Raw genomic sequence first — 24,527 nt, forward strand, 5'->3', positions numbered from 1 at the left:
TTGCTGTGAAACAGCTTTGATCAAAGGGGAGTTGGAGGGGGAGGTGAAAATGGCAATCAGTGTGTAAAAGAATCATCAGCGGCCCAGCGCCGGACAGCCAGGCAGTGAATCCTTCTCGGTGTGACTTGTCGTGACGGTTCGTGATCTTCGGGCTGTGCGGCCATGCTCCAACCGCGGGAGGACGAGGGGCGGCTCGGGCGACGCGGGTGATGGCCGGTGGGTCGAGGCCGACCCTGCGCAGGGCCTTGAAGGTGACCTCAAGCAGAGCGTTGGCGCGCTGGGCCGCGCTCGTCGTCGCCGAGTATGACCGTGCCGTCCCGGATCGCCGCGGCCAGGGCCTCGACCTCCGCCCTGTGATAGCGGTCGGTGCCCGTGCCCCAGGTCCCACCGAAGGCGGCCCGGGCCGGGACGCCGTGTCGGCGGGCCAGTGCCGGTATCGCCCGGCCAGTGACGCCCCACAGCCTGGCGACGAACGCCTCGTCGACGTACTCGCCGGCGTCCTCACCACCACCGGTCCGCTCCCGCAGCCCCCGCAGCCGGCCTCCACATGACCGAGCGCATCCCGGCCGTCGCCCGCGACGACGCGCTCGGCCGCGTCGACGGCGAGAGTCCGGTGCTCGCGCTCGGCGCCCCCTCACCACCCGGACCGACCGCGAGCCGAGGGGAGGCAGCTCTAATTGCCATTAAGATGCAACAACATTCGACCAGCAATAAGGGTGTGAGGTCCATGACGCTCCGACGGACACCAGCAGCCGCCGCCGCGGCGGCGCTGCTGACCGGGCTCGCCGCGTGTTCGGCCCCCGGCGGCGGCACGGACGAGGCCGGATCCGCCGATTCCGTCGTCATCGGCGTGGCCTCCGAGCCGGACACCCTCAGTCCTCTGCTCGGCTACGGCAAGGACGGCAACTCGAAGGTCTTCGACGGTCTGCTCGCCCGGGGCACCGACCTCAAGCTGAGACCGGCCCTGGCGAAGGCACTGCCACAGGTCACCGACGGCGGCCTCATCTACACCTACACCCTGCGCGAGGGCGTGAAGTTCAGCGACGGCGAGCCGCTCACCTCCGCCGACGTGGTCTTCACGTACGAGACGATCCTCGACGCGAAAACCAACAACACCTCCCGCAGCGAGCTGGACGCCGTCAAGGACGTGCGGGCGGACGGCGACGACAAGGTCGTCTTCACCCTCAAGTACCCGTACGCGCCCTTCGCCGGGCGCACCGTCCTGCCCGTCGTCCCCGAGCACATAGCCGGCGAGCAGGACCCCAACACCGGCGCCTTCAACACCAAGCCGGTCGGCACGGGGCCGTACGTCCTCGTGGGCTGGAGCAAGGGCGAGAAGCTCACCTTCAAGGCCAACCCGGACTACTGGGGCGGAACGCCGAAGGTGAAGAAGGTCACCATGGCGATCATCGAGGACGACGACGTGCGCGCCACCCGGCTGCGCTCCGGCGACCTCGACGGCGCGGTCCTTCCCCCCAACCTCGCCGCCGCCTTCAAGAACGACAAGGCGAAGAAGACGTACGACGCGAAGACGTACGACTTCCGCACCGTCACCCTCCCCACCGCGAACAAGGTCACCGGGGACCGCGCCATCCGCCAGGCCCTGGACGCCGCCGTGGACCGCGAGACCATGGTCGACAAGATCCTCGACGGCTCCGGCCGGCCCGCGTACGGGCCGCTGCCCGTCGACGACCCCTGGTTCGCCAAGGGCATCGAACGCGAGCAGGACCTCGCCAAGGCCGAGCGGATCCTCGACCGGGCGGGCTGGAAGACCGGCGACGGCGGCATCCGCGCCAAGGACGGACAGCGGGCGTCCTTCACCCTCCTCTACCCCTCCGGCGACAAGGTCCGCCAGGACCACGCCCTCGCCTACGCCTCCGATGCCAAGAAGGCCGGCATCGAGGTGACGGCGGAGAGCGCCACCTGGGAGGTCATCGAGCCGCGGATGAAGAACACCGCCGTCCTCGCCGGCTTCGGCAGCAACGGCGACCCCGACTTCGGTCTCTACACCCTGCTGCACTCCTCTCTCGCCGGAGACGGTTTCAACAACATGGGCCGCTACGACAACGCGGTCGTGGACAAGGCGCTCGGCACCGGCCGTCGCAGCTTCGACGCAGCGGCCCGAAAGGCCGCCTATGACAGCCTCCAGCGCGAACTGGTGAAGGACCCCGGCTACACCTTCCTCACCCACATCAACCACGTCTACGTCCTCGCCGACCGCTGGGACGGGCTGACCACACAGGTCGAGCCGCATGAGCACGGCTTCGCCAGCGGCCCGTGGTGGAACCTCGAAGCCTGGCAGCCGAAGAAGTGACGCCCTCCCTGCCCTGGGGAGCGATGGCACGACTGGCGGGGCGGCGGTTGCTGTTCGCCGCCCCCGTCCTCCTCGTCGTGACCTTCGGCGTCTTCGCGATCGCCGCCGCCTCCCCTTTCGACCCCGTCAAGGCGTACGCCGGTACGGCCGCGCTCGGTGCCGACGCGCAGACGCTGGAGCGGTTGCGGGAGAACCTCGGCGTGGATCAGCCGTTCACCGCCCGCTGGTGGAACTGGCTGACCTCCGCGCTCGGCGGCGACCTCGGCCAGTCCACCGTCATGCGGCAGCCGGTCGCCCAGGTCATCGGCGAACGCCTCGTCTGGTCCACGCTGTTGTGCGCCGTCGCCTTCGCGGTGGCCGTGCTGACCGGCACCCTGCTCGGAGTGCTGGCGGCCCGCCGTCCCGGCTCCACGCTCGACCGGATCGTCACCTCCCTCGCCTACTCCCTGGAGGCGGCACCGGTCTTCTGGATCGCCCTGCTGGCCGTCTGGCTCTTCGCCCTCCAGTGGGGCGTGCTCCCGGCCGGCGGCCTCACCGACACCGCCAGCGAACAGGTCACGCCGGGGCAGGTCGCGAGCCACCTCGTCCTGCCCGCAGGAGTGCTCGCCGTCTCCCAACTTCCCTGGTTCACCTTGTACGTCCGCCAAGGCGTCGGCGACGCACTCGCCGAGGACCCCGTGCGCGGCGCCCGTGCCCGAGGGCTGAGCGAGCGCACCGTCCTGCTCGGCCACGCCCTGCGCTCCGGACTGCTGCCCGTTCTCACGCTGGTCGGCTCCCGCGTCCCGGAACTCATCACCGGAGCCCTGCTGGTGGAGAGCGTCTTCAGCTGGCCCGGCATCGCGGCGGCCACCGTCGAGGCGGCCACCGCCGTCGACTTCCCGCTGCTCGCCGCACTGACCACGCTGGCCACCGCCGCCGTGCTCCTCGGCAACCTGCTCGCCGACCTGCTCTACGGCCTGTTCGACCCGAGGGTGAAGTTCAGTGACATGTGACGCTCCCGCCGACTCCCCTTCCGGGACCGCCTGGCGGTCCTACGGCACCGACCGCCGCTCGGCCCGCGCGGTGCGGGTGCGCCTGTCAGCCGCGCTGGTGACCGCGACTGTCCTCGCCGTCCTCCTCGTACCGCCGCTGGCCCAGCTCGACCAGCAGGCCGTCGACCTGGGCGCGAAGCTGCTGCCTCCGAGCTGGTCCCACCCCTTCGGCACCGACGACCTCGGCCGGGACCTGCTCCTGCGCTGCGTCTACGGCCTGCGCGTCTCCCTGCTGGTCGGCGTGGCGGCCGCGCTCACGGCGACCGTGATCGGCACGGCCGTCGGAGCGACCGCCGGGGCCCTGGGCGGCTGGGTCGACCGTGGCGTCATGCGGCTGGTCGACACGTTCTCCTCCGTGCCCCATCTGCTGCTCGGGATCTTCATCGTCGCCATGTTCCGGCCGGGGGTGTGGCCGGTGGTGGTCTCGGTCGCGCTCACCCACTGGTTGTCCACCGCCCGCATCACCCGCGCCGAGGTCCTCTCCCTGCGCTCGCGGCCGTACATCGACGCCGCCGTCTCCGGAGGGGCGTCGCGGTGGCGGGTGGCGGTACGGCATCTGCTGCCCGCCGTACTGCCCCAGGCGGCGCTGGCCGCGGTACTCATGGTGCCGCACGCCATGTGGCACGAATCCGCCCTGTCCTTCCTCGGACTCGGCCTGCCCACCCACACCGCCAGCCTCGGCACCCTCATTCAGAGCGCCCGAGGCTCGCTGCTGGCCGGGCAGTGGTGGCCCACCCTCTTCCCCGGCCTGTTCATCATCGTTCCCACCCTCGCCATCGCCGGTCTCGCCGGAGCCTGGCGGGAGCGGATCAACCCCCGCCGCCGATCGGAGCTGATGCTGTGACGCTCACAGAGCGACATCCCGTCCTGTCCGTGCGCGGGCTGTCCGTGCGTTTCCTCATGCCCGGCGGACGCGGGATCGCCGCCGTCACCGACGTCCACTTCGACGTGGCGGCCGGCGAATGCCTGGCACTGATCGGCGAGAGCGGCTGCGGCAAATCGGTCCTCGCCTCCGCCCTCCTCGGCCTCCTCCCGGCGAACGCCCAAGCAGCCGGCGAGGCCCGCCTCGGCGACCTGGACCTGCTCACCGCCGACGAACCCACCCTCGCCCGGACAGTACGGGGCCGCCTGATCGGGCTCATCCCGCAGAGCCCCGCCGCACACCTCACCCCCGTGCGCACGGTCCGCTCCCAACTCGAGGAAACCGTGGCCGCGTTGACCCGCACCCGTGGACGTGCCGCCGTACGGGCCGCGGCGGAGACTGCCGCGGAGCGCGCCGCGTTCCCCACCGGCCACCTCGACCGCCACCCGCACGAGCTCTCCGGCGGCCTCGCCCAGCGCGCCGCCACCGCCCTCGCCCTCGTCGGCGACGCGCCGTTGTTGCTCGCCGACGAACCGACCACCGGACTCGACCGCGATCTGGTGGACCACACGGTCGACGAACTACGGCGCCTCGTCGACGCCGACGACGAGGGCGGCTCGGGCCGGGCCCTGCTTGTGATCACCCACGACCTCACAGCCGCCGAACGCATCGCCGACCGGGTGGCCGTGATGTACGCCGGCCGGATCGTGGAACTCACCGACGCGGAAACGTTCTTCGGCGCCCCCGGCCCCCGGCACCCCTACAGCATCGGCCTGCTCCGGGCCCTCCCCGAGCGTGCTTTCACCCCTATCCCCGGGATGCCGCCCGAACTCGGCGACCTGCCCGACGGGTGCGCCTTCGCCCCCCGTTGCGAGCGCGCCTCCGGAGCCTGCGCCACCCTGCCGCCGACGGCTGCCGAAGTCGCCTGTCACCATCCGCACGTTCCGGAGGACATCCGTGCTTGAACTGCGTGCCATCACCGCCGGGTACGACAGGAAAGCCCCGGTCGTGCGCGACGCCTCCCTGACCGTCGCACCCGGTGAGGCCGTCGGTCTGCTCGGCCCCAGCGGCTGCGGCAAATCCACCCTCGCCCGCGTCGCGGCCCTGCTGCACCGCCCCGACTCCGGCACGCTGCGCCTCGACGGCGACCCCGTACACCGCTGGCGCCAGCGCGCCCCGCGCGCCCAGCGCACCGCCTTCGGCGTGGTCTTCCAACAGCCCCGCCTCTCCGCCGACCCCCGGCTGCGGCTCACCGACCTGATCGCCGAGCCCCTGCGCGCGGTCGGCCGCCCCGACGAGATCCCGGAACGCGTCGCCGAACTGGCAGCAGCCGTCGGCCTCACCCCCGATCTCCTGAACCGCCGCCCCCACGAGGTCAGCGACGGCCAGCTCCAACGCGCCTGCCTCGCCCGCGCCCTCGTGCTGCGCCCGCGCTGGCTGATCTGTGACGAGATGGCCGCCATGCTGGACGCGTCCACCACCGCCGCCCTGGTGACAGCCGTGGAGGACTACCGCGCCACCACCGGCGCCGGCCTCCTCACCGTCGGTCACGACCAGGTACTCCTCGACCGCTGGTGCGACCGCACGCTCCACTGGGACGACGTCACCGGCCGCACCGGCTGACCACGGGAAGACTCCCCCGGGCATCGGGCCCGCGGGACCTCCGTTGCTCCCGCTGCACCGCAGGGCTTCCTGCTGCTCTGGGGGCCCGGAAGGCGTCCTCGGACTGCCGCTGACCGGCGCCCCGCATTCCCGCGCATCGCCTTCGTGTCCCGGGCAGGTCTGTGGGGTACACGGTCAGCCTCCAGCGAGTACCAGCGGAACAACTCCTTCGAGGAGATGACCCAGATGATCGTCCTCGGATTGCTCCTCCTGGCCGCCACAGGCGCTTTCACCGGCCTGGTGATCGCCGACAACCTTTCCGGCGGACCCGAGTACACCGTGTCCGTACTCGGTCAGGACATCGCCACCATGAACGCGCTGGCCATCTTCTGCTCCGGCCTGGCCCTCGCGCTGATCTTCGCTCTGGGCCTCAGTGCGGCGAGCGCAGCCGTCCACCGCCACCGCAAGCACCCTCGCGCGTACATGAGTCACCCGGGCAACCCCGACCACTGAGAAGCAGGCTGCATGGTCTTGGTCAAGGGGACGGTAGGCGCATCCGGCTGTGTGTGGCGCCGGCGCTCCGGCCGTCCCCGTGCTGCTCGCCTCGCTCGGCACGCCCGAACGCCCGCACGACGCCACCACCGCCGCCGAGTGCGCGCACACCCCGGCGGGCACCCGTCGTCGGCCGAGTGCCCGCGGCCGCACTCGCCGCCGGGGACGGCCCGGCGGCCTCGGGAGGGGCAAGCTCATGTGCGACGGACCGCACAAGGAGCGGGCAAGGCGTGTTCCGGAGGGTTGGAGACGTCTGACTCCCGGGGAGGCAAGGACAGCGGATCTCCCGCAGCGCGGGCACCCACGTCCTGTTCGCACGAACGACACCCCAGAGGCCCATGTCTTCCGCAGCCGCCGACGTGATCCGGGCAAACCGGTCCACCGCCGTGCCGGAGCCCTCCGCGGACCGACCGCCGTCGACCCGCCGGTCCTGCCGCGCGCTGTCGCCGCGGAGACGGCGAGGAAGCGCCGCTCCCGTCTCCCCGGGCACGCCGCGCCGGGCGTTCCCGAGGACGGGGGGGTACACACGGTGGAGCACCTCCGCGGGCGCCTCCGGGCGCTCGCCCGAACGGCTGGTTCCGGGCTCCGGTACCGGGTCGGCAGCCATGACCGGCCGCGACACCGTGTGGTCGGCAGCCATGACCGGCCGCGACACCGTGTACATCTTCGGCCCGGGGCGGTACGCCGTCACCGTCGCCGCCCGGCGCAGCGGGCCCCGGTGGCGGTTCGACCGACCCTGCGTGAGCGGCCGAGCGAACGCTCCCCTGCCCCGGCCGCCCGGCGTCTCGCGCACGGCTGACCCGCTGCCACGCCGCCTCGTGACCCCGGCTGCCACATGATCGTCGCCGTTCTCGCTTCCCTCGCCGCCGGTGCCTGCTTCGCCGGGGCCGGTGTGCTCCAGCAGCGGTCGGCGAGCGCCCGCCCGGCGGACGAGGCGTTGTCCTGGCGGTTGCTGTGGCATCTGCTGCGACAGCGCATGTGGGTGTCCGGCATCGCACTCGCGATCCTGGCCTACGTGTTCCAGGCCCTGGCGCTGGCGTTCGGTCCACTCAGTCTGGTGCAGCCGTTGATCGTCTGCGAGCTGCTCTTCGCCATTCCGCTGTCGGCCCGGCTGTACCGGGTGCGGCTGGGGGCCCGGGAGTGGGGCGGCGTCCTGGCCGTGGCGGCCGGTCTGTCCGCCGTCCTGGTCACGACCCGGCCCAGTGGTGGGGATCCCGCGACGGCGCGCCTCGGTCCGTGGCTGCTGGCGATGGGCGCGGTCGCGGCCGTGACGGCCGGGGCGCTGGTCGCGCGTACGTGCGTCACCGGCGTCTGGAGGGCCTCCCTCATCGCCCTGGCCGCCGGTACCGTCATGGGATTCCAGTCGGTGCTGCTGAACGCGACCGTGGCCCGGGTGCCCCGTGGATTCGCCGCGGTCTTCTCGGCCTGGCAGACGTACCTCCTGGTGGTGGCGAGCATCGGCGGGCTGCTGCTCATTCAGAGCGCGTTCCAGGAGGGGCCGCTCGCCGCCACCATGACCGTGATGGACACAGCCGAGCCGGTCGTCGCCGTGGTGGTGGGAACCACGTTGTTCGGCGAGACGCTGCGCCTCGACTGGCCGCTCGTGGCCCTCACCGTGTCGGGTGTCGTCGCGACCGTCATCGGCATCATCCGCCTGGACACCTCACCGGCCATCACCGCGCTGCACCGGCAGGACGCGCTACGGCGGGAGCAGGCGGCCGGGGACGGAGGGGCCGCGCCATCGGTTCCCGAGGGCGAGCCGCCCCACGGCACCTGAGCGTCTCAGCGCCGGCCGGCGCCCGCTCGCTCCACGGCCCCGGCGGCCTGGAGCCAGACGGGCAGGAGGTCCTCCTCCAGGACCCGCGTCCACGTGGGGTGCCGGGTGCGTGCGGTGTGGGCCGCCCGCCGCCCCATCGCCCGTCGTGGACCGGGCCGGGCCACCAGGCTCTCCAGCGCCCGGGCCCAGCCCTCCGGGGTGTCGTCCCGCACCACCAGGCCGTCGTGACCGGGGGCGGCCAGCCATTGCGTGGTCTCCGCGCGCTCCGGCAGGACCACGGGCAGGCCGCATCCCATCGCCTCCGCGACGACGTTGCCGACGGTCTCGGTGTGCGAGGGGAAGGCGAAGACGTCGCAGGCGGCGTACACCTGTGCCAGCCGGTCCTGCGGCTGCTGTCCGAGCAGGGTCACGTCAGGCCCCAGCAGTTCCTCGACACGGCCGGTCTCGGCGCCGGAACCGACGACGACCAGATGGGCGGGGTGTCCGCGCTGTCCGAGCCGATGGACCGCCGCCCCGAGGAGCGGAGCGCCTTTCGAGGCATCCACCCGGCCGACGAACAGCACCAGCGGCCGGTCCGCGGGGACGTGATGGCGGCGGGCCAGTTCCGCGCGGGCCGCCGGGTCGGGGCGGAACCGTTCGTGGTCGACACCGCGGCGCAGCAGGGACAGACGGCCGGGTCCGACGAGCGCGCTCAGCTCCTCCACGGCGTGCGGTGAGGAGGCGAGGACCCGGTCGCAGCGCCGCAGCAGCCGGTCGCGCCGGCGTCGCAGGAGCTGTTCCGCCAGGTGCGGCAGACCGGCCGCGGGCCGATCGGCGACCTTGGTGAGACCGGGCAGTTTCCCGATCATCTGGCGGGTGTAGACGGACGCCAGGGCCGGGACGTCCGTGTGGAGGGAGCTCACCAGGCCCGGGCGCGGTGCGAGGGAGGCACGGCGGGCGAGCCGGTCGGCGGTCATGGCGAACGCGAAACTGTGGGTGAGGTGCCAGACGTCGTGACGGGGCAGCAGTCCGGCGAGGCGGGGGTGGTGGGGTGCGAGGTCGGTGATGTCCACGCCGCCCATGGCGGGCATGACCCCAGCCGTGCTCAGGACCGGCCGCAGTGCCACGAACCGCACTCGGGGCGACAGTTCCTCGACGTGTTCGCGGTGTCCGAGCACGTAGATGGTGAGATCGACGGCGGCTCCGTCACTCTGCTGCCGGGCCGCCGCCTCGGCGAACCGCTCCCAGCACTTCACATGTCCGCCGGACGACTCGTTCCTGACCAGTTCCATCAGGACCGCGACGGACGTGACCTCTGGAGACCTCGCGACAGTGCCGTCTGCGTGGGACGGGGTGGTACGCATGCCACCAGGGGTACCCGCCGGGCGCCGTCGGCATCCGCCGGACGCCGCGCAGCCTCCTGGTTCCTCCGGCTCACGGGCCGCAGCGGGCTGCGGGAGCCTGGTCCTCGACGACGCCGGCGCCCGCGCGGGATCCAGGCCGGCACCCCGCCCGGACTCATCGCCCCCACGCCGACCGCCCGGTTCGACGCGGCGGGCACGCGCTGAAGCATCCCTCCATGAACACGCTCGGTGATCGATGCGCTCTCCCGGAAGCGCCGCAAGCCGCATCGGTGAGGCGGCACCGGCGCCGATCTCCTCTGCGACGCATCACCAGGTACCGGCTGCATCCGGCGGAGATCCGTATCGAGCAGCCCTCCTCCTGCCCACGACGGCGGGCTGAGGGGCCCTGTCACACCCCGGAACACCACTCCCCGGAACGGCGCGGTCTCCCACCCGCCAGGCCGCAGCAGCGGGCTGACCAGACCCCGGGGCAGACGTCGACGGAGTGGAGCCAGAAGCGTCCTGACTCCACTCCGTGGTGTGGGCGTGTCACTGGAACTGTGCGAAGAACCTCCAGATCTCTGCCTTGGTCCAGGTGGTGACGCCGCTTTCGCCGGTGGAGCCGTCGACCGGGCCGGGGATGTGGCCTCCGTCGAACGCGGCCCACTGGACCGGGTAACCGGCACGGCAGCCCGAGTAGGTGGTGGTGATGTGCGTTCGGCTGCCCGGCGCGGGCTCGCGCGGGCTCTGGCGGGTGCAGCCGTTGTTGCTGACGAACTTGTCGCGCAGGGACCGTCCTTGCGCGATGTTGAGGACGGAGTCGCTGATGCCGTGGATTCCGAAGTAGGCGATGGGCTGGGTACCGCCGCTGCACCCGCTGATCTGAGCCCCGGAGATGACGGCGACGGCCCTGAAGACGTTCGCCCGGCTGCATGCGAGTGCGTAGCTCATGCCGCCGCCCCAGCTGAATCCCGTGGCGAAGCGCTGTGTCGGGTTGACGCAGAGGCCGCCCTCGATGCGCCGGATCATGTCGTCGACGAAGGTGATGTCCTCACCGCCCGCATTGGCCCAGCCGTTGCCGAGGCCCTGGGGGGCGACGAGGATCGCGCCGTTGTTCGACTGTTCCTGCTGGCCGTAGTAGGACCAGGCGTTGCCGCTCGTGCCGCCCGAGGCGACGTCGCCGGCGGTTCCGCCCCGCCAGTGGAACGCGAAGATCAGGCGGTAGGGGCGGCTGTTGTCGTAGTTGGCGGGAACCCTGAGGATGAAGCTGCGGCTCTTGCCGCCGCTCTGGATCGTGTGCGTACCGCTCGCCAGAGTCGGGGCGCTGCCGCATCCGCCGTCACCCCCGCCGGACGACAGCTTGATCATCTGCCATTGCTGGTTGGCGCCGCCCCAGTCGGAGTACTGGACGACGGTGCCGCCGTCGGCGGTGGAGGCGCCCTGCACCTCAACCGCCTTGCCGCTGCCGCGGTTGATCAACCGGACGTGGCCCGCCTCGGAGTCGGCCAGGCGGAACTGCTGGTTGGCCCCGTTGTGGTCGGCCCACTGCTGGATCGCGGCACCGTCCGCGGTCGAGGAGCCGGCCACGTCGAGAACCTTGCCCGAATGCCGGGCCTTGAGGCGGTAGAAGCCGCCGCCGGAGTCAACGAACTGCCACTGCTGGTTGGTTCCGTCGTGGCGGGTCCACTGGCCGAGTCGGGCGCCGTCGGCGGTGGATGAGCCGGAGACGTCCAGCGCCTTGCCGCTGTTGCGGTTGACCAGGACGTACCAGGCGTTGGTGTCCACCGTCGCCGCCTCGGCGGGCGTCGGACGCACCGCGACGAGCGTGCCGATCGCGAGGGTCGCCGCCACCACGACGGCGACCCGGGACCACCAGCGTTGCCGTCGCACAGGAGCGGGGGAATCCGCACCACAGGTCTTCATCGATTCGCCCTTTCGTCTGCGACGGGGCCCATCAGGTGCGGGTCCAGCGTTGGTTGCCGCCGTTCGAGCAGGAGTAGAGCTGGATCAGGGTGCCGTTGGCGGTGCCGCTCGCGACGGCGTCGAGGCAGAGGCCGGACTGGACGCCGACGATGGATCCGTCGGAGTTGAGGCGCCACTTCTGGTTGTCGCCGCCCCAGCAGCTGTAGATCTGCACCTTGGCGCCGTTGCCGGTGCCGGCGGCGTCCAGGCACTTGTTGCCGTAGACCCTGAGCTCGCCGGCGGCGGTGTACGTCCACTGCTGGTTGGTGCCGTTGTGGCAGTCCCACAGGTGGAGCTGGGTGCCGTCGGTGGTGCTGGTGCCGGGCACGTCCAGGCAGCGGCCCGAACCGACGCCCTTGATCTGTCCGGAATCCGCGGGGGGCGTGGTGGAGCCGCCGTTGAGTGCGCTCAGGACGGCGGTGTAGGCGGGCTTCTTGCTGCCGTTGCCGTTGAACAGCAGCGGCGTCTGCTCCGCTCGCCAGGAGTCGGTGTCGCGCACACCCCAGACGGTGATGCCGAGGCAGCGCGGGACGGCCAGGCAGTCGTTGGTCACATTGGCGTAGGTCGAGGCCGGGGCACCCTGGATGTCGAGTTCGGTGATGGCCACGTCGACGCCGAGGGCGGCGAAGTTCTGCAGGGTGGTGCGGAAGTTGCTGTTGTAGGGGCTGCCGTTGTTGAAGTGCGCCTGGAAGCCGACGCAGTCGATCGGCACGCCGCGCTGCTTGAAGTCCCGGACCATGGCGTACATGGCCTGGGTTTTCGCCCAGGTCCAGTTCTCGACGTTGTAGTCGTTGTAGCAGAGCTTGGCGGCCGGGTCGGCGGCACGCGCGGTGCGGAAGGCGACCTCGATCCAGTCGTTGCCGGTGCGTTGCAGGTTGGAGTCGCGCCGGGCTCCCGAACTGCCGTCGGCGAAGGCCTCGTTCACGACGTCCCACTGGGCGATCTTGCCCCTGTAGTGGGCCATCACGCCGTTGATGTGGCCGATCATCGCCTGGCGCAGCGCGCTGCCGCTGAGTCTCTGCATCCAGCCGGGCTGCTGGGAGTGCCAGGCCAGGGTGTGGCCGCGCACCTGCTTGCCGTTCTGCACCGCCCAGTTGTAGACGCGGTCAGCGGCGGTGAAGTTGAACTGGCCCCGCTGCGGTTCGGTGGCGTCGATCTTCATCTCGTTCTCGGCCGTCACCGAGTTGAACTCACGGTTCGCGATCGTCGTGTACGCCGAATCGCCGAGCCTGCCCGAGGCGATGGCGGTGCCGAAGTAGCGGCCGCTCTGCGCCGCCGCGGCGCCGAGCGTGCTCTCGGCGGCGTGTGCCGGCGGCGGCGCCACCAGCGCGGCGACCGCGGCGAGGACGCCGACGACCAGCGTCAGCAGCAGGCCGCGGATTCTCCGGCGGACGACGGGTCCGGGAAGGGCATACGAGCCCATGGCTGTGCCTCCAAGGTAGGTGTCACGGAAGGACTGAAGCGCAGGGGAATGCGTCGTCCGCCCCCACGGACGGCACCCGGTCGGTCGTCGGGTGGCGTACGGCGGGGCGCGGCGGTGTTTCGACACAGGCATGGGGGCACTCCATCGCGGCTCGACCAGGGCGGACCGCCACACGACGGGCGCACCTCTCCGACTGCGCGAAGAGCCAGGATGCGCTGGTGCGAACCTCACCGGAACGTGACGGGGTGGCGCAGGGTGCTGGGGTGCTGGGTGCTCTTGGTGCGCGGATCGGTCGTGCGGCTGTGCGTAGATCTGCCGTGCAGCACAGATGGTTCGACATCTCGAACCAGGGTCGGCGCCTCAGTCAGGATGATTGAGGCGTTGACGATGGCTCGTCAATACTCTCCGCAGAACGAGTTTCGATTCCTCAATCGAAACATTCGAAGCATCCGGGGAGCCGGATCGTCGGCCCGGGGCGTCGCCGGTGGCGGTCGGCGCAGGGCGGAGCGAGACGCTGTTTGTGGACAGATCGGTGACAGGCCTTGACCGGAGGGTCCGGCATTCCTAGCTTGTGGCGTCTGAGCATTCGGGAATTCCTCGAAAGTTTCGCGATTTCCTTGTCCCCGGCAGCTCCGCTCCGCGGTTCCTCGGGTCACCTCACCCCGCCCCCCAAAGGAGGCCCTCTCCGATGTGGTTCAGCCCTCCGTCCCCGGTCCGTCTGAAACGCCTACTCGCCGTCCTTTCGCCCTTGCTGCTCGTGGCCACCTTCCTCGGCGCCCAGCCCGCCGGCGCGGCGACCGTGGACCCCAACGCCTCGTATGTGCTGGTCAACCGCAACAGCGGCAAGGCCCTGGATGTCTACAACATGGCGACCGGCGACGGCGCCCGCATCACCCAGTGGGCCAGGAACGATCAGGCCCAGCAGCAGTGGCAGTTCGTCGATTCCGGGGGTGGGTACTTCCGCATCAAGTCCCGCCACTCGGGCAAGGTGCTGGACGTCCACAACTGGTCCACGGCGAACGGCGGCTCGATCGTCCAGTGGGCCGACCTGAACAGCACCAACCAGCAGTGGCGGCTGGCCGACAGCTCGGACGGCTACGTGCGACTGATCTCGCGCCACAGCAACAAGGCCCTCGAAGTGCAGGGCGCCTCCACCGCCGACAACGCGAACATCGTCCAGTACGACGACTGGGGCGGTACCAACCAGCAGTGGCAGCTCGTCAAGGTCGGCGCCGGCGGCCCCGGCCCGTGCGATCTTCCGTCGACCTACCGTTGGACGTCCACGGGCGCCCTGGCGCAGCCCAAGCCCGGATGGGCCTCCCTCAAGGACTTCACCGTCGCCCCCTACAACGGCAAGCATCTCGTCTACGCGACGACGCACGGCGCCGCGGGAACGGGAGTGGGCTGGCGTTCGATGAACTTCGGTCTGTTCACCAACTGGCCGGAGATGGCCTCGGCCGGCCAGAACGAGATGTCGGCTTCCACCGTCGCGCCCACGCTCTTCTACTTCGCGCCGAAGAACATCTGGGTGCTCGCCTACCAGTGGGGCGGAGGGAGCGCCTTCTCCTACCGGACGTCGAGCGACCCCACCAACCCCAATGGCTGGTCAGCACAGAGGGTGCTCTTCTCCGGAAGCATCACCGGCTCCGGCACCGGCCCGATCGACCAGACGCTGATCGCTGACGGCCAGAACATGTACCTGTTCTTCGCCGGTGACAACGGCAAGATCTACCGGGCCAGCATGCCGATCGGGAACTTCCCGGGCAGTTTCGGCTCGTCCTACACAACGATCATGAGCGATACGGCGGACAATCTGTTCGAAGCCCCGCAGGTCTACAAGCTCCAGGGCCAGAACCGCTACCTCATGATCGTCGAGGCGAGGGGCTCGCAGGGCCGCTACTTCCGCTCGTTCACGGCCACCAGTCTGAACGGCTCGTGGACACCCCAGGCCGCGACCGAGAGCAACCCCTTCGCCGGCAAGGCCAACAGCGGCGCCACCTGGACCAACGACATCAGCCACGGCGAACTGATCCGCACCACCGCCGATCAGACCTTCACCGTCGATCCCTGCAACCTGCAGTTCCTCTACCAGGGACGCAGCCCCAACTCCGGCGGCGAGTACGGCCACTGGCCCTACCGGCCGGGGCTGCTGACACTGCGGCGCTGACGGCGTGGCATGGTCCGGCTCCGTAGGGAGCCGGACCATGGCGGGCCCCGCAGGGAACCGGCGTGGCGGCCTCCACAGGGAACCGGCGTGGCGGGGCTCGGCGGAAGGCCGAGCCCCGCTCGCCGAAGTCGGTCGGCGGCAGGTCCGCGAAGCCTGGCTCAGCCGCCGCGCCGCACCCGGGCCGCCTTGCGGGCCTCCGCGAGCTTGCGGGCCTCGCTGCTCTTGCGGGACGGCCTGCCGCCGGAGCCGCTCTTCGGGTCCTTGGCGCTGCCCAGACCGCGGAACGGGGCGTTGTGGTTCTTGGGGCGGGATGCGGCCGGCCCGCCGTCGAGAGGCTGTCCCGAGGGGGTCCTGGCGCCGGTGATCCGGCTCAACTCCGCCTCGCCGGAGCGCACTTTGGTGACCTTGGGAGCAACACCGGCGTCCGTCATGACCTGGCTCGTCTCGCGGCGCTGTCCCGACAGGGCGAGGGTCACGACGGTGCCGGAGCGGCCGGCCCGAGCCGTGCGGCCCGCGCGGTGCAGGTAGTCCTTGGGGTCGGTGGCCGGGTCGACGTTGACCACGAGATCGAGGTCGTCGACGTGCAGGCCGCGTGCGGCGACGTTCGTCGCCACCAGCGAGGTGACCTGCCCGTTCCTGAACTGGGCGAGGGTCCGGGTGCGCTGCGGCTGGGACTTGCCGCTGTGCAGGGCTGCGGCGGCCACGCCGTTGGCCCGCAGATGCCGTGTGAGCTGGTCGACGCCGTGCTTGGAGTCCAGGAACAGCAGGACGCGCCCGTCGCGGGCGGCGATCTCCGTGGTCACCGCGTACCGGTCCGGGCCGTGTACGACGAAGACGTGGTGCTCGATCGCGGACCCGGCGCTCGACGAGGGATCGACGGAGTGGACGGCCGGATCGCGCAGGTAGCGCTGCACGAGCTCGTCGACGTCACGGTCGAGGGTGGCGGAGAACAGCATCCGCTGCCCGTCCGGACGCACCCGGTCCAGGATCTCGGTGACCTGCGGCAGGAACCCCAGGTCACACATCTGGTCGGCCTCGTCCAGGACCGTGATGCGCACCCGGCCCAGTCGGCAGTCCCTGCGCTCGATGAGGTCGTGCAGCCGGCCGGGCGTGGCGATGACGATCTCGGCGCCGTCCCGCAGCGCGGCGGCCTGCCGTCCGATGGACACACCGCCCACCACGGTCGTGAGCCGCAGCCGCAGCGCCTCGGCGTACGGGGTGAGCGCCTCACCGACCTGCTGCGCCAGCTCCCGGGTGGGCACCAGCACGAGCGCCAGCGGCTCTTTGGGCTGCGCACGCCGCCCTGCCGTCCGGACGAGCATCCCCAGGCCGAAGGCGAGCGTCTTGCCGGACCCGGTACGGCCCCGGCCCAGGACGTCCCGTCCGGCGAGCGCGTTCGGCAGCGCCGCCGCCTGGATGGGGAAGGGCACCGTCACACCGTGCTCGGCGAGCGCCCGCAGAACCGCGGCCGGCAGCCCCAGCCGCGCGAAGGACGTCACCGCGGGCAGCCCCGGAGCGGCGTCTGCCGCCTCGGCCGCATCGTCCTGCCGCCGGACATCGGCACGTGCTGATTCACTGCTCACAGAAAGCCTTCCTCGGAAGAGACCGTACCGAGGAGGGCGCGGCCGGGACCCGGTCACCAGCCAGGGGCACCGGACGGAGCACCCGACGATGCAAACAGCCGAGGCTAGCACGGGGCTCGCCGCCCCGGCCCGCCATGGTCGCCTCACCCACCCCCTGACCGTTTCGGCACGGTGCCCGGACGGCGCCCCGACCGGGCGAGTCGTCGCCGACGCGTGTGCGCACTCGTGAGGCCGGTGGTACGGACGGTGAGCGTCCGGCTTATCCGCTCATGGTTGGGGAACCCAGAAGACGGCACAGAGCACCGCGACAGTCCGGTGCCGGGACGGCCTCGGGAGCAGGCGCCCGGCATCCCTGGGAGTGACCGTGAGCATGGGCATCCACGTGGGAGAGGGGTTCGCGGCGCGTGCCTGCCGCCCGGTCCGGGGATGTCCGGCGCCATCGGCCACCGACGTACCGGGTGCACATCACGCGGGGGCCGCCGTGCCGCGCCGCGGGTGCGCCCGGACAGGGGCGCCGCCTTCGCCCGCATCGCAGTCGTACGACTCGGTTCCCGTCCCTGAGCAGAAGAGCAGAAAGGGTTTCGTCATGCCTCGCAGAACCGTCCGGGTCCTTGCCGGAGGGGGCGCGTCGGTGCACCGGCCGCGCGTGACCGCCGGTCAACGGAAGGGAGGCGGGATGTCATGTGCGGGCTGAGCGGGGAGATTCGCTTCGACGGCGGCCCGGCCGATCTGACGGCCGTCGAGCGCATGAGCGGCCCGCTCGCCGCCCGTGGGCCCGACGGGGAGGGGACCTGGACGCGGGGTGCGATCGCCCTGGGGCACCGGCGGCTGAAGATCATCGACCTGTCGGACCAGGGGGCCCAGCCGATGACCGACGCCAGCGGGCAGGTCACCGGCGTCTTCAACGGCTGTGTGTACAACTACCCGCAACTGCGCGAGGAACTGCGCGGCCTCGGATACCGCTTCACGTCCACCTCGGACACCGAGGTGGTGCTCAACGCCTACCTGGAGTGGGGAACGGCCTGCGTCGAGCACTTCCACGGCATGTTCGCCTTCGCCGTGGTCGAACACCGGACCGGCCGGGTCGTCCTGGCTCGCGACCGGCTCGGGATCAAGCCCCTGTACCTGGCGCGGACGCCGGGCCGGCTGCGGTTCGCGTCGACACTGCCCGCCCTCGTCGCCGCCGGGGACGTGGACACCTCACTCGACCCGGTGGCCCTGCACCACTACCTGAGCTGGCACGCGACGGTCCCGGCGCCGCACACGATTCTCAACGGCGTGCGCAAGCTGCCTCCGGCCACCGTGCGAGTCGTCGAGCCGGACGGCGCCCACCGCGACCACCGCTACTGGCAGCCCTCCTACACGCGTCGGCCCGAGCACGCCGGCATGGGCCCGGACGAGTGGCGTGACGCCGTGCTCGAAGCGCTGCGCACGGCGGTGCGCCGCCGGATGGTGTCCGACGTACCGGTGGGTGTCCTGCTCTCCGGCGGCCTGGACTCCAGCCTCATCGTCGGGCTGCTCGCCGACGAGGGCCAGCACGACCTGAGGACGTTCAGCGTCGGGTTCGAGTCGGAGGGCGGGCAGCAAGGTGACGAGTTCCGGTTCTCTGACCTGGTGGCACGCGAGTTCGGCACCGACCACCGTCGGCTGATGGTTCCCTCCGACCGGGTGTCCACGGCGCTGGACGGTGCGATCGCGGCCATGAGCGAACCGATGATCAGCCACGACGTGGTCGCCTTCCATCTGCTGTCCGAGCAGGTGTCCCGGGAGGTCAAGGTCGTCCAGAGCGGGCAGGGCGCCGACGAGGTCTTCGCCGGTTACCACTGGTATCCGGAACTGGCCGGGGCAGCGCGCGAGGACGAACCCGAGCAGTACGCGGCGACCTACTTCGACCGGCCGCACGCCGACCTCGCCGGCATGCTCCCTCCGGACCTGCTGACCGGGGACGACGTCTCCGGTCGCTTCGTGCGCGAGCACATGGCGGTCCCCGGAGCCGAGACCGCGCTGGACGCGGCCCTGCGACTGGACACGCACGTGATGCTGGTCGACGACCCCGTCAAGCGGGTCGACAACATGACCATGGCCTGGGGCCTGGAGGCCCGGGTGCCGTTCCTCGACCACGAACTGGTGGAACTGGCGGCGGCCTGCCCGCCGGAACTCAAACTGGCCGACGGCGGCAAGGGCGTGCTGAAGGAGGCGGGCCGCAAGCTCCTCCCCCTGGAGGTCGTCGACCGTCCCAAGGGCTACTTCCCGGTTCCGGCCATCACGCATATGGCGGGCCCGGTGCTGGAACGAGTACGGGAGGCGCTCGAGGCACCCGAGGCGAAACGACGCGGCCTGTTCCAGGAGCCGTACGTGGACCGGTTGCTCGCGGCGCCCGACGAGCACCGGACCAAGCGGGGCGCGAACGCCCTGTGGCAGATCGCTTTGCTGGAGATATGGCTGCAGACCCACGGGATCACATGACCGACGGCGAGGGCGTGCGGACGGCGTACGATCCGGCGTCCCCGCTCGCGCGCTCCGGGCGGCCCGGTCCCCCGCCCGGGCCGCCCTCGGACGCCCGGGCGGGAGACCTGTCCGTCGCCGTCCGGGAGGCCGCCCCAGCTCCGGTGCTGCTGCCGGACGCGGGGGGCCCGCAGGACGCGGTCACGCGGCTGCGCGCGCACGGCTGCTGGTACCCCTCCGCGGACGCCGACGGCACCGAGACGGCCTTCATCTGCGACCGGGGCGGCGTGCCCCAGCTCTGGGCCGGTCCCGTCGGCGGCGAGGAGGTGCGTCTGCTCGACTCCGCCCCCGACCCCGTCAAAGAGGTCTCCTGGTCACCGGACGGGCGCTGGATCGCGTACACCACCGCGCCGGGCGGCGGTGAGCACACACGGGTGCTGTGCGTCCGGCCCGACGGCACCGGCCGCCGCATCCTGGCGGGGGCCGATCCGGCCAGTTCCGCCCATCTGGGGTGCTGGGCGCACGACGGCTCGGCCGTCGCCGTCACCGTCGCGGCCCCGTCGGCCACCGCGTCCCCGGGGTTCGCGGGCCGGGCCCTGTCCGGCCACGGCTCGCCGGACGGCCTGCTCGCCGGGGCCCGCCCGGCGGCCGACCGGCCGGATCGGGACGGACATGCGCGGCTCTTGGGCGCGGCCGCGTACGACGGGGCGGCCGTGTACGAAGGGTCTGCCGTGTACGAAGGGTCTGCCGGGGCCGACGCCGCGTCGTCGGCGTACGAAAGCGCCCCGGCGGCGCCGGAAGGGTCACCGGCGGGCCTCTCGGCGGGGGCCCCGGCGGCCCGGCCCGACGGGGGCCTGTCCGTCTACCTGATCGACCCCGACGGCCTGGCGTCCCCCGTGCTGCTGACCGCCGAGACGCACGCCGCCTCCCTGCGGGCGTGCGACCTCAGCCGCGACGGCGCCCTCGTGCTGCTGCGCCGGGGGCCGCGCGGACGCCGGGAGGCGGTCGTGCGGCGCACCGCCGACTCGGTGGCCACCTTCGCGATGCCGGTGGCCGACGGCGACCCGTGGATCGGCCGGTTCTCACCCGAGGGCCGGACGCTGTGGCTGCGCAGCAACGCCGACCGCGAGTACGCGGCGCTCCTCGAAGTCGCTCTGGACGCCGACGGAGGGCCGCGCGGTGTGTCCGTCGTGGCGGAACGCGAGGGAAGCGACCTGGAACTCCTGTCCCTGGCCCACGACGGCCGCACGGCCGCACTGGCGTGGAACGCGCAGGGCGCGAGCGAGCTGGAACTCGTCGAGACCTTTCCGACCGGGCGGACGGCGGACAGCACGGGTCCGGCCAGGCCCCTCGCCCTGCCCCACGAGGTCGTCACGCGCGTGAGTGCCGCCGGTGCCGGGCGGCTGCTGCTCGCGCTGTCCGGGTCGCAGCGCCGGCCGGGCGTCTGGTGGGCCCACGAAGGCGTGTCCCTGCTCCGCACCCCCTGGTCGGCCCGGGACGCGGACGCCGTTCCACCGGGCCGCCCACCGGTACGTCCCGTCCCCCTGCGGCTGACGGCGCGGGACGGACTGCCCCTGAGCGGCTGGTACTACAGGGCGCCGGGACGTTCTCCCGGCGAACCGGCACCCTGCGTGATCCACCTGCACGGGGGCCCGGAGGAACAGGAACGTCCGGTGTTCAACCCGCTCTACCACGAGCTGGCCGGAAGGGGCCTGGACGTCTTCGCCCCCGACGTGCGCGGATCGACGGGGCACGGCCGGTCGTTCGTCGACGCGGACCTCGGCGCGGGCCGCTTCGCCGCGCTGGACGACGTCGCGGACTGCGCGGCCCACGCGGTCATGGCGGGCCCCGCCGATCCGACGCGGCTGGCGGTCATGGGCCGTTCGTACGGCGGCTATCTGACCTTCGCCTCACTCGTGTGGCACCCGGACCTCTTCCGTACCGGCGTCGCGGTGTGCGGCATGTCGGACTTCCTCAGCTTCTTCGCCGGTACGGAACCCTGGATCGCGGAATCGGCGGCGCACAAGTACGGCCACCCGGAGCGCGACCGCGAACTGCTGCGTGCCCTGTCGCCGATGAACCGCGTCGACGCGCTGCGCGCCCCGCTGCTCGCCGTCCACGGTGAACACGACACCAATGTGCCGCCCGGGGAGTCGCAGCAGTTCGTACGGGCCGCGCGCGAACGGGGCGTCCACGCCGAACTCCTGACCCTGCGCGATGAGGGGCACGACTTCCTGCGCGCGGACAACCGGCGGCTGTTCCGCCGTGCCGCCGCGGACTGGCTCGCGCGGCACCTCCACGGGTGAGCCGCGTCCGGGGCGGAGTCACGACCGGTGACGCGGGCCCGGGACGCCGCGCCTCTTGCCCTCGCCCGGGCTCACCTGCCGTGCGCGTGCCTGCGGGGAAGCGGTCCGACACCGGCGTGGCGGCCCGGGCGCGCGGCGGCGTGGCGCTGTCCGGGCCCGGGGCCGTTGCGGGCCGCCAGGGCGTCGGCGACCGCGCCGGTGACGAACGCGTAGACGGTCTTGTGCAGGACGTCCACGACGAGTTCCCCGCGGGGCCAGGTGGGCGGCGGGGCCCCCACGCCGGTGGCGTTCTCCAGGATCTGGTCGTTGGTGAGGCGGACGACGGTGAACTTGGCGGAGGCGAACGGCCCGCGCAGCCCCGACTGGGCCATGACCGACCGCAGCACGCCGAGCAGGGCGGCTTGGCCGAAGTGCATGGCCCAGTTGACCGGCAGCGGCTGGGCGCCGGGACGTTCGGGCAGACCGGTGAGCCGTTGGAGGACCCTGGCCGGCACATGGGAGTCGGGCCGTCCGGTGACCGTCTGCTCGATCTTCTCGCCGAGGGTCATCACGACGCCTCCGGCGGTACCGGCGACCAGACCCTGCCACAGTGCGCGCTTGAGCATGTCGGGGCGGGTACCCGGTAGCACCGTCAGGTCACCTCCGCGTCCGCGACGACGGGCGGCCGGGGGCCCCGCACCACGGCAGGAGGCGATGCCCATGACGAGAGCGGCCCGGTCGACCACCTCCCCGGGCGTCGGGCCCGAACCCGGGAGGTCGATGGCCGTCTGCGCGCTGATCGGGGCGGCCGTGATGGCGGCGGTCGACGAGATCGTCTTCCACCAGCTCCTCGGCTGGCACCACTTCTACGACCGTTCCACCACCCGTGTGGGCCTGCTGTCCGACGGGCTGCTGCACAGTGCCGAGCTGCTGGCCCTGGTCGCCGGTTTTTTCCTCTACGCCGACCTGCGCCGCCGCCGTTCCCTGGTCCGGTCCTCCGCGTGGGCGGGCCTGTTCCTGGGTCTGGGCCTGTTCCAGTTGTTCGACGGGATCGTCGACCACAAACTGCTGCGCTTGCACCAGATCCGCTACGGGGTGGATGTCACGCCGTACGACTGGGCCTGGAACATCGCCGGTCTGCTCCTGCTGCTCGTCGGCGTGGTCATCGCCGTGCGTGCGGGCCGTCGCGACCGAGGCGGAGGCGGCTTCTAGTGGCCGTCGGGCAGCGACCGGCCTCCGCCTGCGCCGCGCGATGCCGAGGAGATCGCCGCCGCGGCCCCGGCCTGCCGCCGCGCCCCGCCGCACACCGGGCGGCACGAGCGAGCGCTGGGCCGGCGCGGTGTCCCCCGCCTGCGCCGAGCGGCGGGCGCCGGGGCGTTCGGCCATGCTGGGCCAGGTGGCACCACCTCCACACAACGCACGACAAGGAGCCCTGTATGCCCACGGACCAGGTCGGACGATTCCTGGCAGCCCTGGACCCGCAGCACCGCGATGACGTCGGCTCCCGGCCGCGCGAGGAGCAGGAACGCCTGGCGGTGGCCTGGGAGCGGGAGCTGGAGGCGGACGACGAGCTCGACACCCTCGACGAGCTGTCACCGCCGGCGGCGGAGGCCGAGGCGGCCCGCCGGGTCCTGGAGCGCGAGACCGACTGAGGCGAACCCCCGCGGACCGCCCCGTCCGCCCCTCGACGCCCCGGGACGTCTCCGCCCGCCCCTGTAGGCGCAACACCGTGGGATGTCGAGCGCCCCGGCAGCCAGACCCTGGTCGCCACCGTCGAGAACGAGATCTCCAACGGCCCGACGCTCCGCTTCCACGACGCCGGAGGAGACCGCTCGCAGACCGCGGCCGCCTGCCGTTTCCCCGGACGCCAGGCGGAGCCGGTGGGGCGTCGGCGGTCGGCGGGACGAGACCGGCCCGGACGATCATGGCAGGGCCGGATCCGGCGCCCGTCCGGCCGGGCCCGTAGCCGCCTTCGGGGGAATCGCGGGCCGGCTCGGCGGTCCGGCGGCCGAGAGGTGGTACGGGCATGAGATGTCGACGCCCCCCGATCCACCCGCCTCGGCCCTGGCACGCCTGAACGACGCCGAGGCGCGCGTGCCGGGCGTGCTGCTGACCGCGGCCGCCTACGCGTGGCGACTCATCGCGGTCGGCATCGTCGTCCGGGTCGCCTTCTCCCTGCTCGGGCAGTTCCACCAGGTCGCCGTCGCCGTCTTCCTCGGTCTCGTCATCACCGCGGTGCTGCGTCCCGTGGCCGGTCTCCTCGCCCGGTACATGCCCCGGCCGCTCGCGGTCGCCGTCGCGCTCATCGGTGGCCTCGTCCTCGTTCTCGGGGCGCTGGCTCTGGTGGGTGAGACCGTGGCGGACCAACGGACCGGGCTGGAGAAGGAGTTCGTGGCGGGGATCGACCGGATCGAGCGGCGGATGGAGGAACCGCCCTTCCGGCTTCCCGCGGACGCGTTCGACGACCTCCAGTCGCGGATCGGCAAGCTCCTGTCGGACCACCGCTCCACCCTCATCAGCACGGCGCTCAGCGGTGCCAGCCGGCTGGTCGAGGTGCTGACCGTGCTCGCGCTGGCCCTGTTCTGCGCGGTCCTCTTCACACACTCCGGCGACAAGCAGTGGCAGTGGCTGTGCGACCAGCTCCCCGACCGGGCCCGGCAGCGGTTCGCGGTCGCGGCCGGGGCCGCCTGGCGGACCTTCACCGGTTACACGCACGGCATCCTGCTGGTGGCGGCGACCAACGCGGTCCTCGTGGGCGTCGCGCTGTTCGCCCTCGGAGTGCCGCTGGCGGTGCCGCTGGCCCTGCTGGAGTTCCTGGCCGCGTTCATCCCCTTGATCGGCTCGCCCATCGCTCTGGCCATCGCCGCGGTCGTCGCGCTGGCGTCGAAGGGGCCGCTCATCGCCCTCGTGGTGGTGGCCCTGATCGTGGTCATCGGCCAGATCGAGGGCCACCTCCTGCACCCCATCGTGATGAGCTGGGCCGTGCGCCTGCACCCGGTGGTGGTCGCCCTGACGGTGGTCGGCGGGGCGGTCGCGGCGGGGGTGATCGGCGCGGTGGTGGCCGTGCCGCTGGTGGCCGTGGTGTGGTCCGTGCACCAGGCGCTGCGGGGAGGGGGTTGAGCCGGCACCCCCTCCCTCCGGGCCCTGAGCAGCGCACCGAGGCACAGCGCGCCGCCCTCGCGCACGCCGTCTCACTCGGCAT

General features: G+C 72.1%; 18 protein-coding genes and 1 pseudogene. 14 read left to right on the forward strand and 5 right to left on the reverse strand.

The annotated features are described in order from the left end of the window. Nucleotides 1-727 precede the first annotated feature (727 nt). The 7 genes from ABTX62_RS02790 to ABTX62_RS02820 all read left to right on the forward strand — a co-directional run bounded on the left by ABTX62_RS02790 (nucleotide 728) and on the right by ABTX62_RS02820 (nucleotide 8,138). Nucleotides 728-2,314 carry an ABC transporter substrate-binding protein gene (locus tag ABTX62_RS02790; RefSeq protein ID WP_352114486.1) on the forward strand — a complete coding sequence of 529 codons (1,587 nt, stop codon included), beginning with the start codon at nucleotides 728-730 and terminating at the stop codon, nucleotides 2,312-2,314. A gap of 23 nt (nucleotides 2,315-2,337) precedes the next feature. After that, nucleotides 2,338-3,306, forward strand: coding sequence for an ABC transporter permease (locus ABTX62_RS02795; protein WP_352114487.1), 969 nt, complete (start codon nucleotides 2,338-2,340; stop codon nucleotides 3,304-3,306). Further along, the gene (locus ABTX62_RS02800; RefSeq protein WP_352114488.1) at nucleotides 3,296-4,189 is read left to right on the forward strand and encodes an ABC transporter permease; all 894 of its coding nucleotides are present in this window, start codon (nucleotides 3,296-3,298) and stop codon (nucleotides 4,187-4,189) included. Before ABTX62_RS02795 ends, ABTX62_RS02800 begins: the two co-directional genes overlap by 11 nt. Before the next feature lie 56 nt (nucleotides 4,190-4,245). Continuing rightward, the gene (locus ABTX62_RS02805; protein WP_352114660.1) at nucleotides 4,246-5,172 is read left to right on the forward strand and encodes an ABC transporter ATP-binding protein; all 927 of its coding nucleotides are present in this window, start codon (nucleotides 4,246-4,248) and stop codon (nucleotides 5,170-5,172) included. Next, on the forward strand, nucleotides 5,165-5,830 hold the full coding sequence (locus ABTX62_RS02810; protein WP_352114489.1) for an ABC transporter ATP-binding protein: 666 nt from the start codon (nucleotides 5,165-5,167) through the stop codon (nucleotides 5,828-5,830). Before ABTX62_RS02805 ends, ABTX62_RS02810 begins: the two co-directional genes overlap by 8 nt. 216 nt (nucleotides 5,831-6,046) lie before the next feature. Then, nucleotides 6,047-6,322 carry a hypothetical protein gene (locus ABTX62_RS02815; protein ID WP_283970985.1) on the forward strand — a complete coding sequence of 92 codons (276 nt, stop codon included), beginning with the start codon at nucleotides 6,047-6,049 and terminating at the stop codon, nucleotides 6,320-6,322. A gap of 874 nt (nucleotides 6,323-7,196) precedes the next feature. Continuing rightward, nucleotides 7,197-8,138 carry a DMT family transporter gene (locus ABTX62_RS02820; protein WP_352114490.1) on the forward strand — a complete coding sequence of 314 codons (942 nt, stop codon included), beginning with the start codon at nucleotides 7,197-7,199 and terminating at the stop codon, nucleotides 8,136-8,138. Nucleotides 8,139-8,143: 5 nt separating this feature from the next. Here the strand turns inward: ABTX62_RS02820 and ABTX62_RS02825 are convergent, their stop codons facing one another. The 3 genes from ABTX62_RS02825 to ABTX62_RS02835 form a co-directional block, all read right to left on the reverse strand. Beyond that, entirely contained in the window at nucleotides 8,144-9,481 is a 1,338-nt protein-coding gene (locus tag ABTX62_RS02825; RefSeq protein WP_352114491.1) for a glycosyltransferase, read from the reverse strand. Nucleotides 9,482-10,009: 528 nt separating this feature from the next. Beyond that, nucleotides 10,010-11,314 carry an RICIN domain-containing protein gene (locus tag ABTX62_RS02830; protein WP_352114661.1) on the reverse strand — a complete coding sequence of 435 codons (1,305 nt, stop codon included), beginning with the start codon at nucleotides 11,312-11,314 and terminating at the stop codon, nucleotides 10,010-10,012. Between the two features lie 100 nt (nucleotides 11,315-11,414). Further along, nucleotides 11,415-12,845 carry an endo-1,4-beta-xylanase gene (locus ABTX62_RS02835; RefSeq protein WP_352114492.1) on the reverse strand — a complete coding sequence of 477 codons (1,431 nt, stop codon included), beginning with the start codon at nucleotides 12,843-12,845 and terminating at the stop codon, nucleotides 11,415-11,417. A 688-nt stretch (nucleotides 12,846-13,533) separates the two neighbouring features. Here ABTX62_RS02835 and ABTX62_RS02840 point away from each other — a divergent pair. Continuing rightward, complete coding sequence (locus ABTX62_RS02840; protein ID WP_352114493.1) at nucleotides 13,534-15,012, forward strand: non-reducing end alpha-L-arabinofuranosidase family hydrolase; 1,479 nt, start codon at nucleotides 13,534-13,536, stop codon at nucleotides 15,010-15,012. 158 nt (nucleotides 15,013-15,170) lie between these two features. Here ABTX62_RS02840 and ABTX62_RS02845 read toward each other — a convergent pair whose 3' ends face one another. Continuing rightward, the gene (locus tag ABTX62_RS02845; protein ID WP_502997895.1) at nucleotides 15,171-16,595 is read right to left on the reverse strand and encodes a DEAD/DEAH box helicase; all 1,425 of its coding nucleotides are present in this window, start codon (nucleotides 16,593-16,595) and stop codon (nucleotides 15,171-15,173) included. A 681-nt stretch (nucleotides 16,596-17,276) separates the two neighbouring features. Here ABTX62_RS02845 and ABTX62_RS02850 point away from each other — a divergent pair. Both ABTX62_RS02850 and ABTX62_RS02855 read left to right on the forward strand, forming a co-directional pair. After that, on the forward strand, nucleotides 17,277-19,061 hold the full coding sequence (locus ABTX62_RS02850) for an N-acetylglutaminylglutamine amidotransferase (protein WP_352114494.1): 1,785 nt from the start codon (nucleotides 17,277-17,279) through the stop codon (nucleotides 19,059-19,061). Then, nucleotides 19,034-21,346 carry a S9 family peptidase gene (locus tag ABTX62_RS02855; protein ID WP_352114495.1) on the forward strand — a complete coding sequence of 771 codons (2,313 nt, stop codon included), beginning with the start codon at nucleotides 19,034-19,036 and terminating at the stop codon, nucleotides 21,344-21,346. Before ABTX62_RS02850 ends, ABTX62_RS02855 begins: the two co-directional genes overlap by 28 nt. Before the next feature lie 71 nt (nucleotides 21,347-21,417). On the opposite strand, the gene ABTX62_RS02860 is transcribed toward ABTX62_RS02855, so the two are convergent. Beyond that, entirely contained in the window at nucleotides 21,418-21,951 is a 534-nt protein-coding gene (locus ABTX62_RS02860) for a hypothetical protein (protein WP_352114496.1), read from the reverse strand. 94 nt (nucleotides 21,952-22,045) lie between these two features. Here ABTX62_RS02860 and ABTX62_RS02865 point away from each other — a divergent pair, with 94 nt between their 5' ends. From ABTX62_RS02865 to ABTX62_RS02880, 4 genes and pseudogenes are all read left to right on the forward strand, one after another. Further along, a complete protein-coding gene (locus ABTX62_RS02865) occupies nucleotides 22,046-22,537 on the forward strand; it encodes a DUF2243 domain-containing protein (protein WP_352114497.1) in 492 nt (163 codons plus the stop codon). A gap of 224 nt (nucleotides 22,538-22,761) precedes the next feature. Further along, complete coding sequence (locus ABTX62_RS02870; protein WP_352114498.1) at nucleotides 22,762-22,977, forward strand: hypothetical protein; 216 nt, start codon at nucleotides 22,762-22,764, stop codon at nucleotides 22,975-22,977. Nucleotides 22,978-23,058: 81 nt separating this feature from the next. After that, nucleotides 23,059-23,181, forward strand: a pseudogene (locus tag ABTX62_RS02875) (polysaccharide deacetylase family protein); the annotation flags it as partial. 175 nt (nucleotides 23,182-23,356) lie between these two features. Then, nucleotides 23,357-24,445 carry an AI-2E family transporter gene (locus tag ABTX62_RS02880; RefSeq protein WP_352114499.1) on the forward strand — a complete coding sequence of 363 codons (1,089 nt, stop codon included), beginning with the start codon at nucleotides 23,357-23,359 and terminating at the stop codon, nucleotides 24,443-24,445. The last annotated feature ends 82 nt before the right edge of the window (nucleotides 24,446-24,527 follow it).

Source organism: Streptomyces sp. NPDC096046, from assembly GCF_040303285.1.
GTDB lineage: Bacteria > Actinomycetota > Actinomycetes > Streptomycetales > Streptomycetaceae > Streptomyces.

Coding starts and splice junctions, on each gene's coding strand:
- ABTX62_RS02835 (WP_352114492.1), bottom strand. CDS start 12,845: ATGGGCTCGTATGCCCTTCCCGGACCCGTCGTCCGCCGGAGAATCCGC.
- ABTX62_RS02850 (WP_352114494.1), top strand. CDS start 17,277: ATGTGCGGGCTGAGCGGGGAGATTCGCTTCGACGGCGGCCCGGCCGAT.
- ABTX62_RS02790 (WP_352114486.1), top strand. CDS start 728: ATGACGCTCCGACGGACACCAGCAGCCGCCGCCGCGGCGGCGCTGCTG.
- ABTX62_RS02815 (WP_283970985.1), top strand. CDS start 6,047: ATGACCCAGATGATCGTCCTCGGATTGCTCCTCCTGGCCGCCACAGGC.
- ABTX62_RS02855 (WP_352114495.1), top strand. CDS start 19,034: ATGGCTGCAGACCCACGGGATCACATGACCGACGGCGAGGGCGTGCGG.
- ABTX62_RS02860 (WP_352114496.1), bottom strand. CDS start 21,951: ATGCTCAAGCGCGCACTGTGGCAGGGTCTGGTCGCCGGTACCGCCGGA.
- ABTX62_RS02865 (WP_352114497.1), top strand. CDS start 22,046: ATGACGAGAGCGGCCCGGTCGACCACCTCCCCGGGCGTCGGGCCCGAA.
- ABTX62_RS02820 (WP_352114490.1), top strand. CDS start 7,197: ATGATCGTCGCCGTTCTCGCTTCCCTCGCCGCCGGTGCCTGCTTCGCC.
- ABTX62_RS02880 (WP_352114499.1), top strand. CDS start 23,357: ATGTCGACGCCCCCCGATCCACCCGCCTCGGCCCTGGCACGCCTGAAC.
- ABTX62_RS02870 (WP_352114498.1), top strand. CDS start 22,762: ATGCCCACGGACCAGGTCGGACGATTCCTGGCAGCCCTGGACCCGCAG.
- ABTX62_RS02795 (WP_352114487.1), top strand. CDS start 2,338: ATGGCACGACTGGCGGGGCGGCGGTTGCTGTTCGCCGCCCCCGTCCTC.
- ABTX62_RS02825 (WP_352114491.1), bottom strand. CDS start 9,481: ATGCGTACCACCCCGTCCCACGCAGACGGCACTGTCGCGAGGTCTCCA.
- ABTX62_RS02840 (WP_352114493.1), top strand. CDS start 13,534: ATGTGGTTCAGCCCTCCGTCCCCGGTCCGTCTGAAACGCCTACTCGCC.
- ABTX62_RS02805 (WP_352114660.1), top strand. CDS start 4,246: ATGCCCGGCGGACGCGGGATCGCCGCCGTCACCGACGTCCACTTCGAC.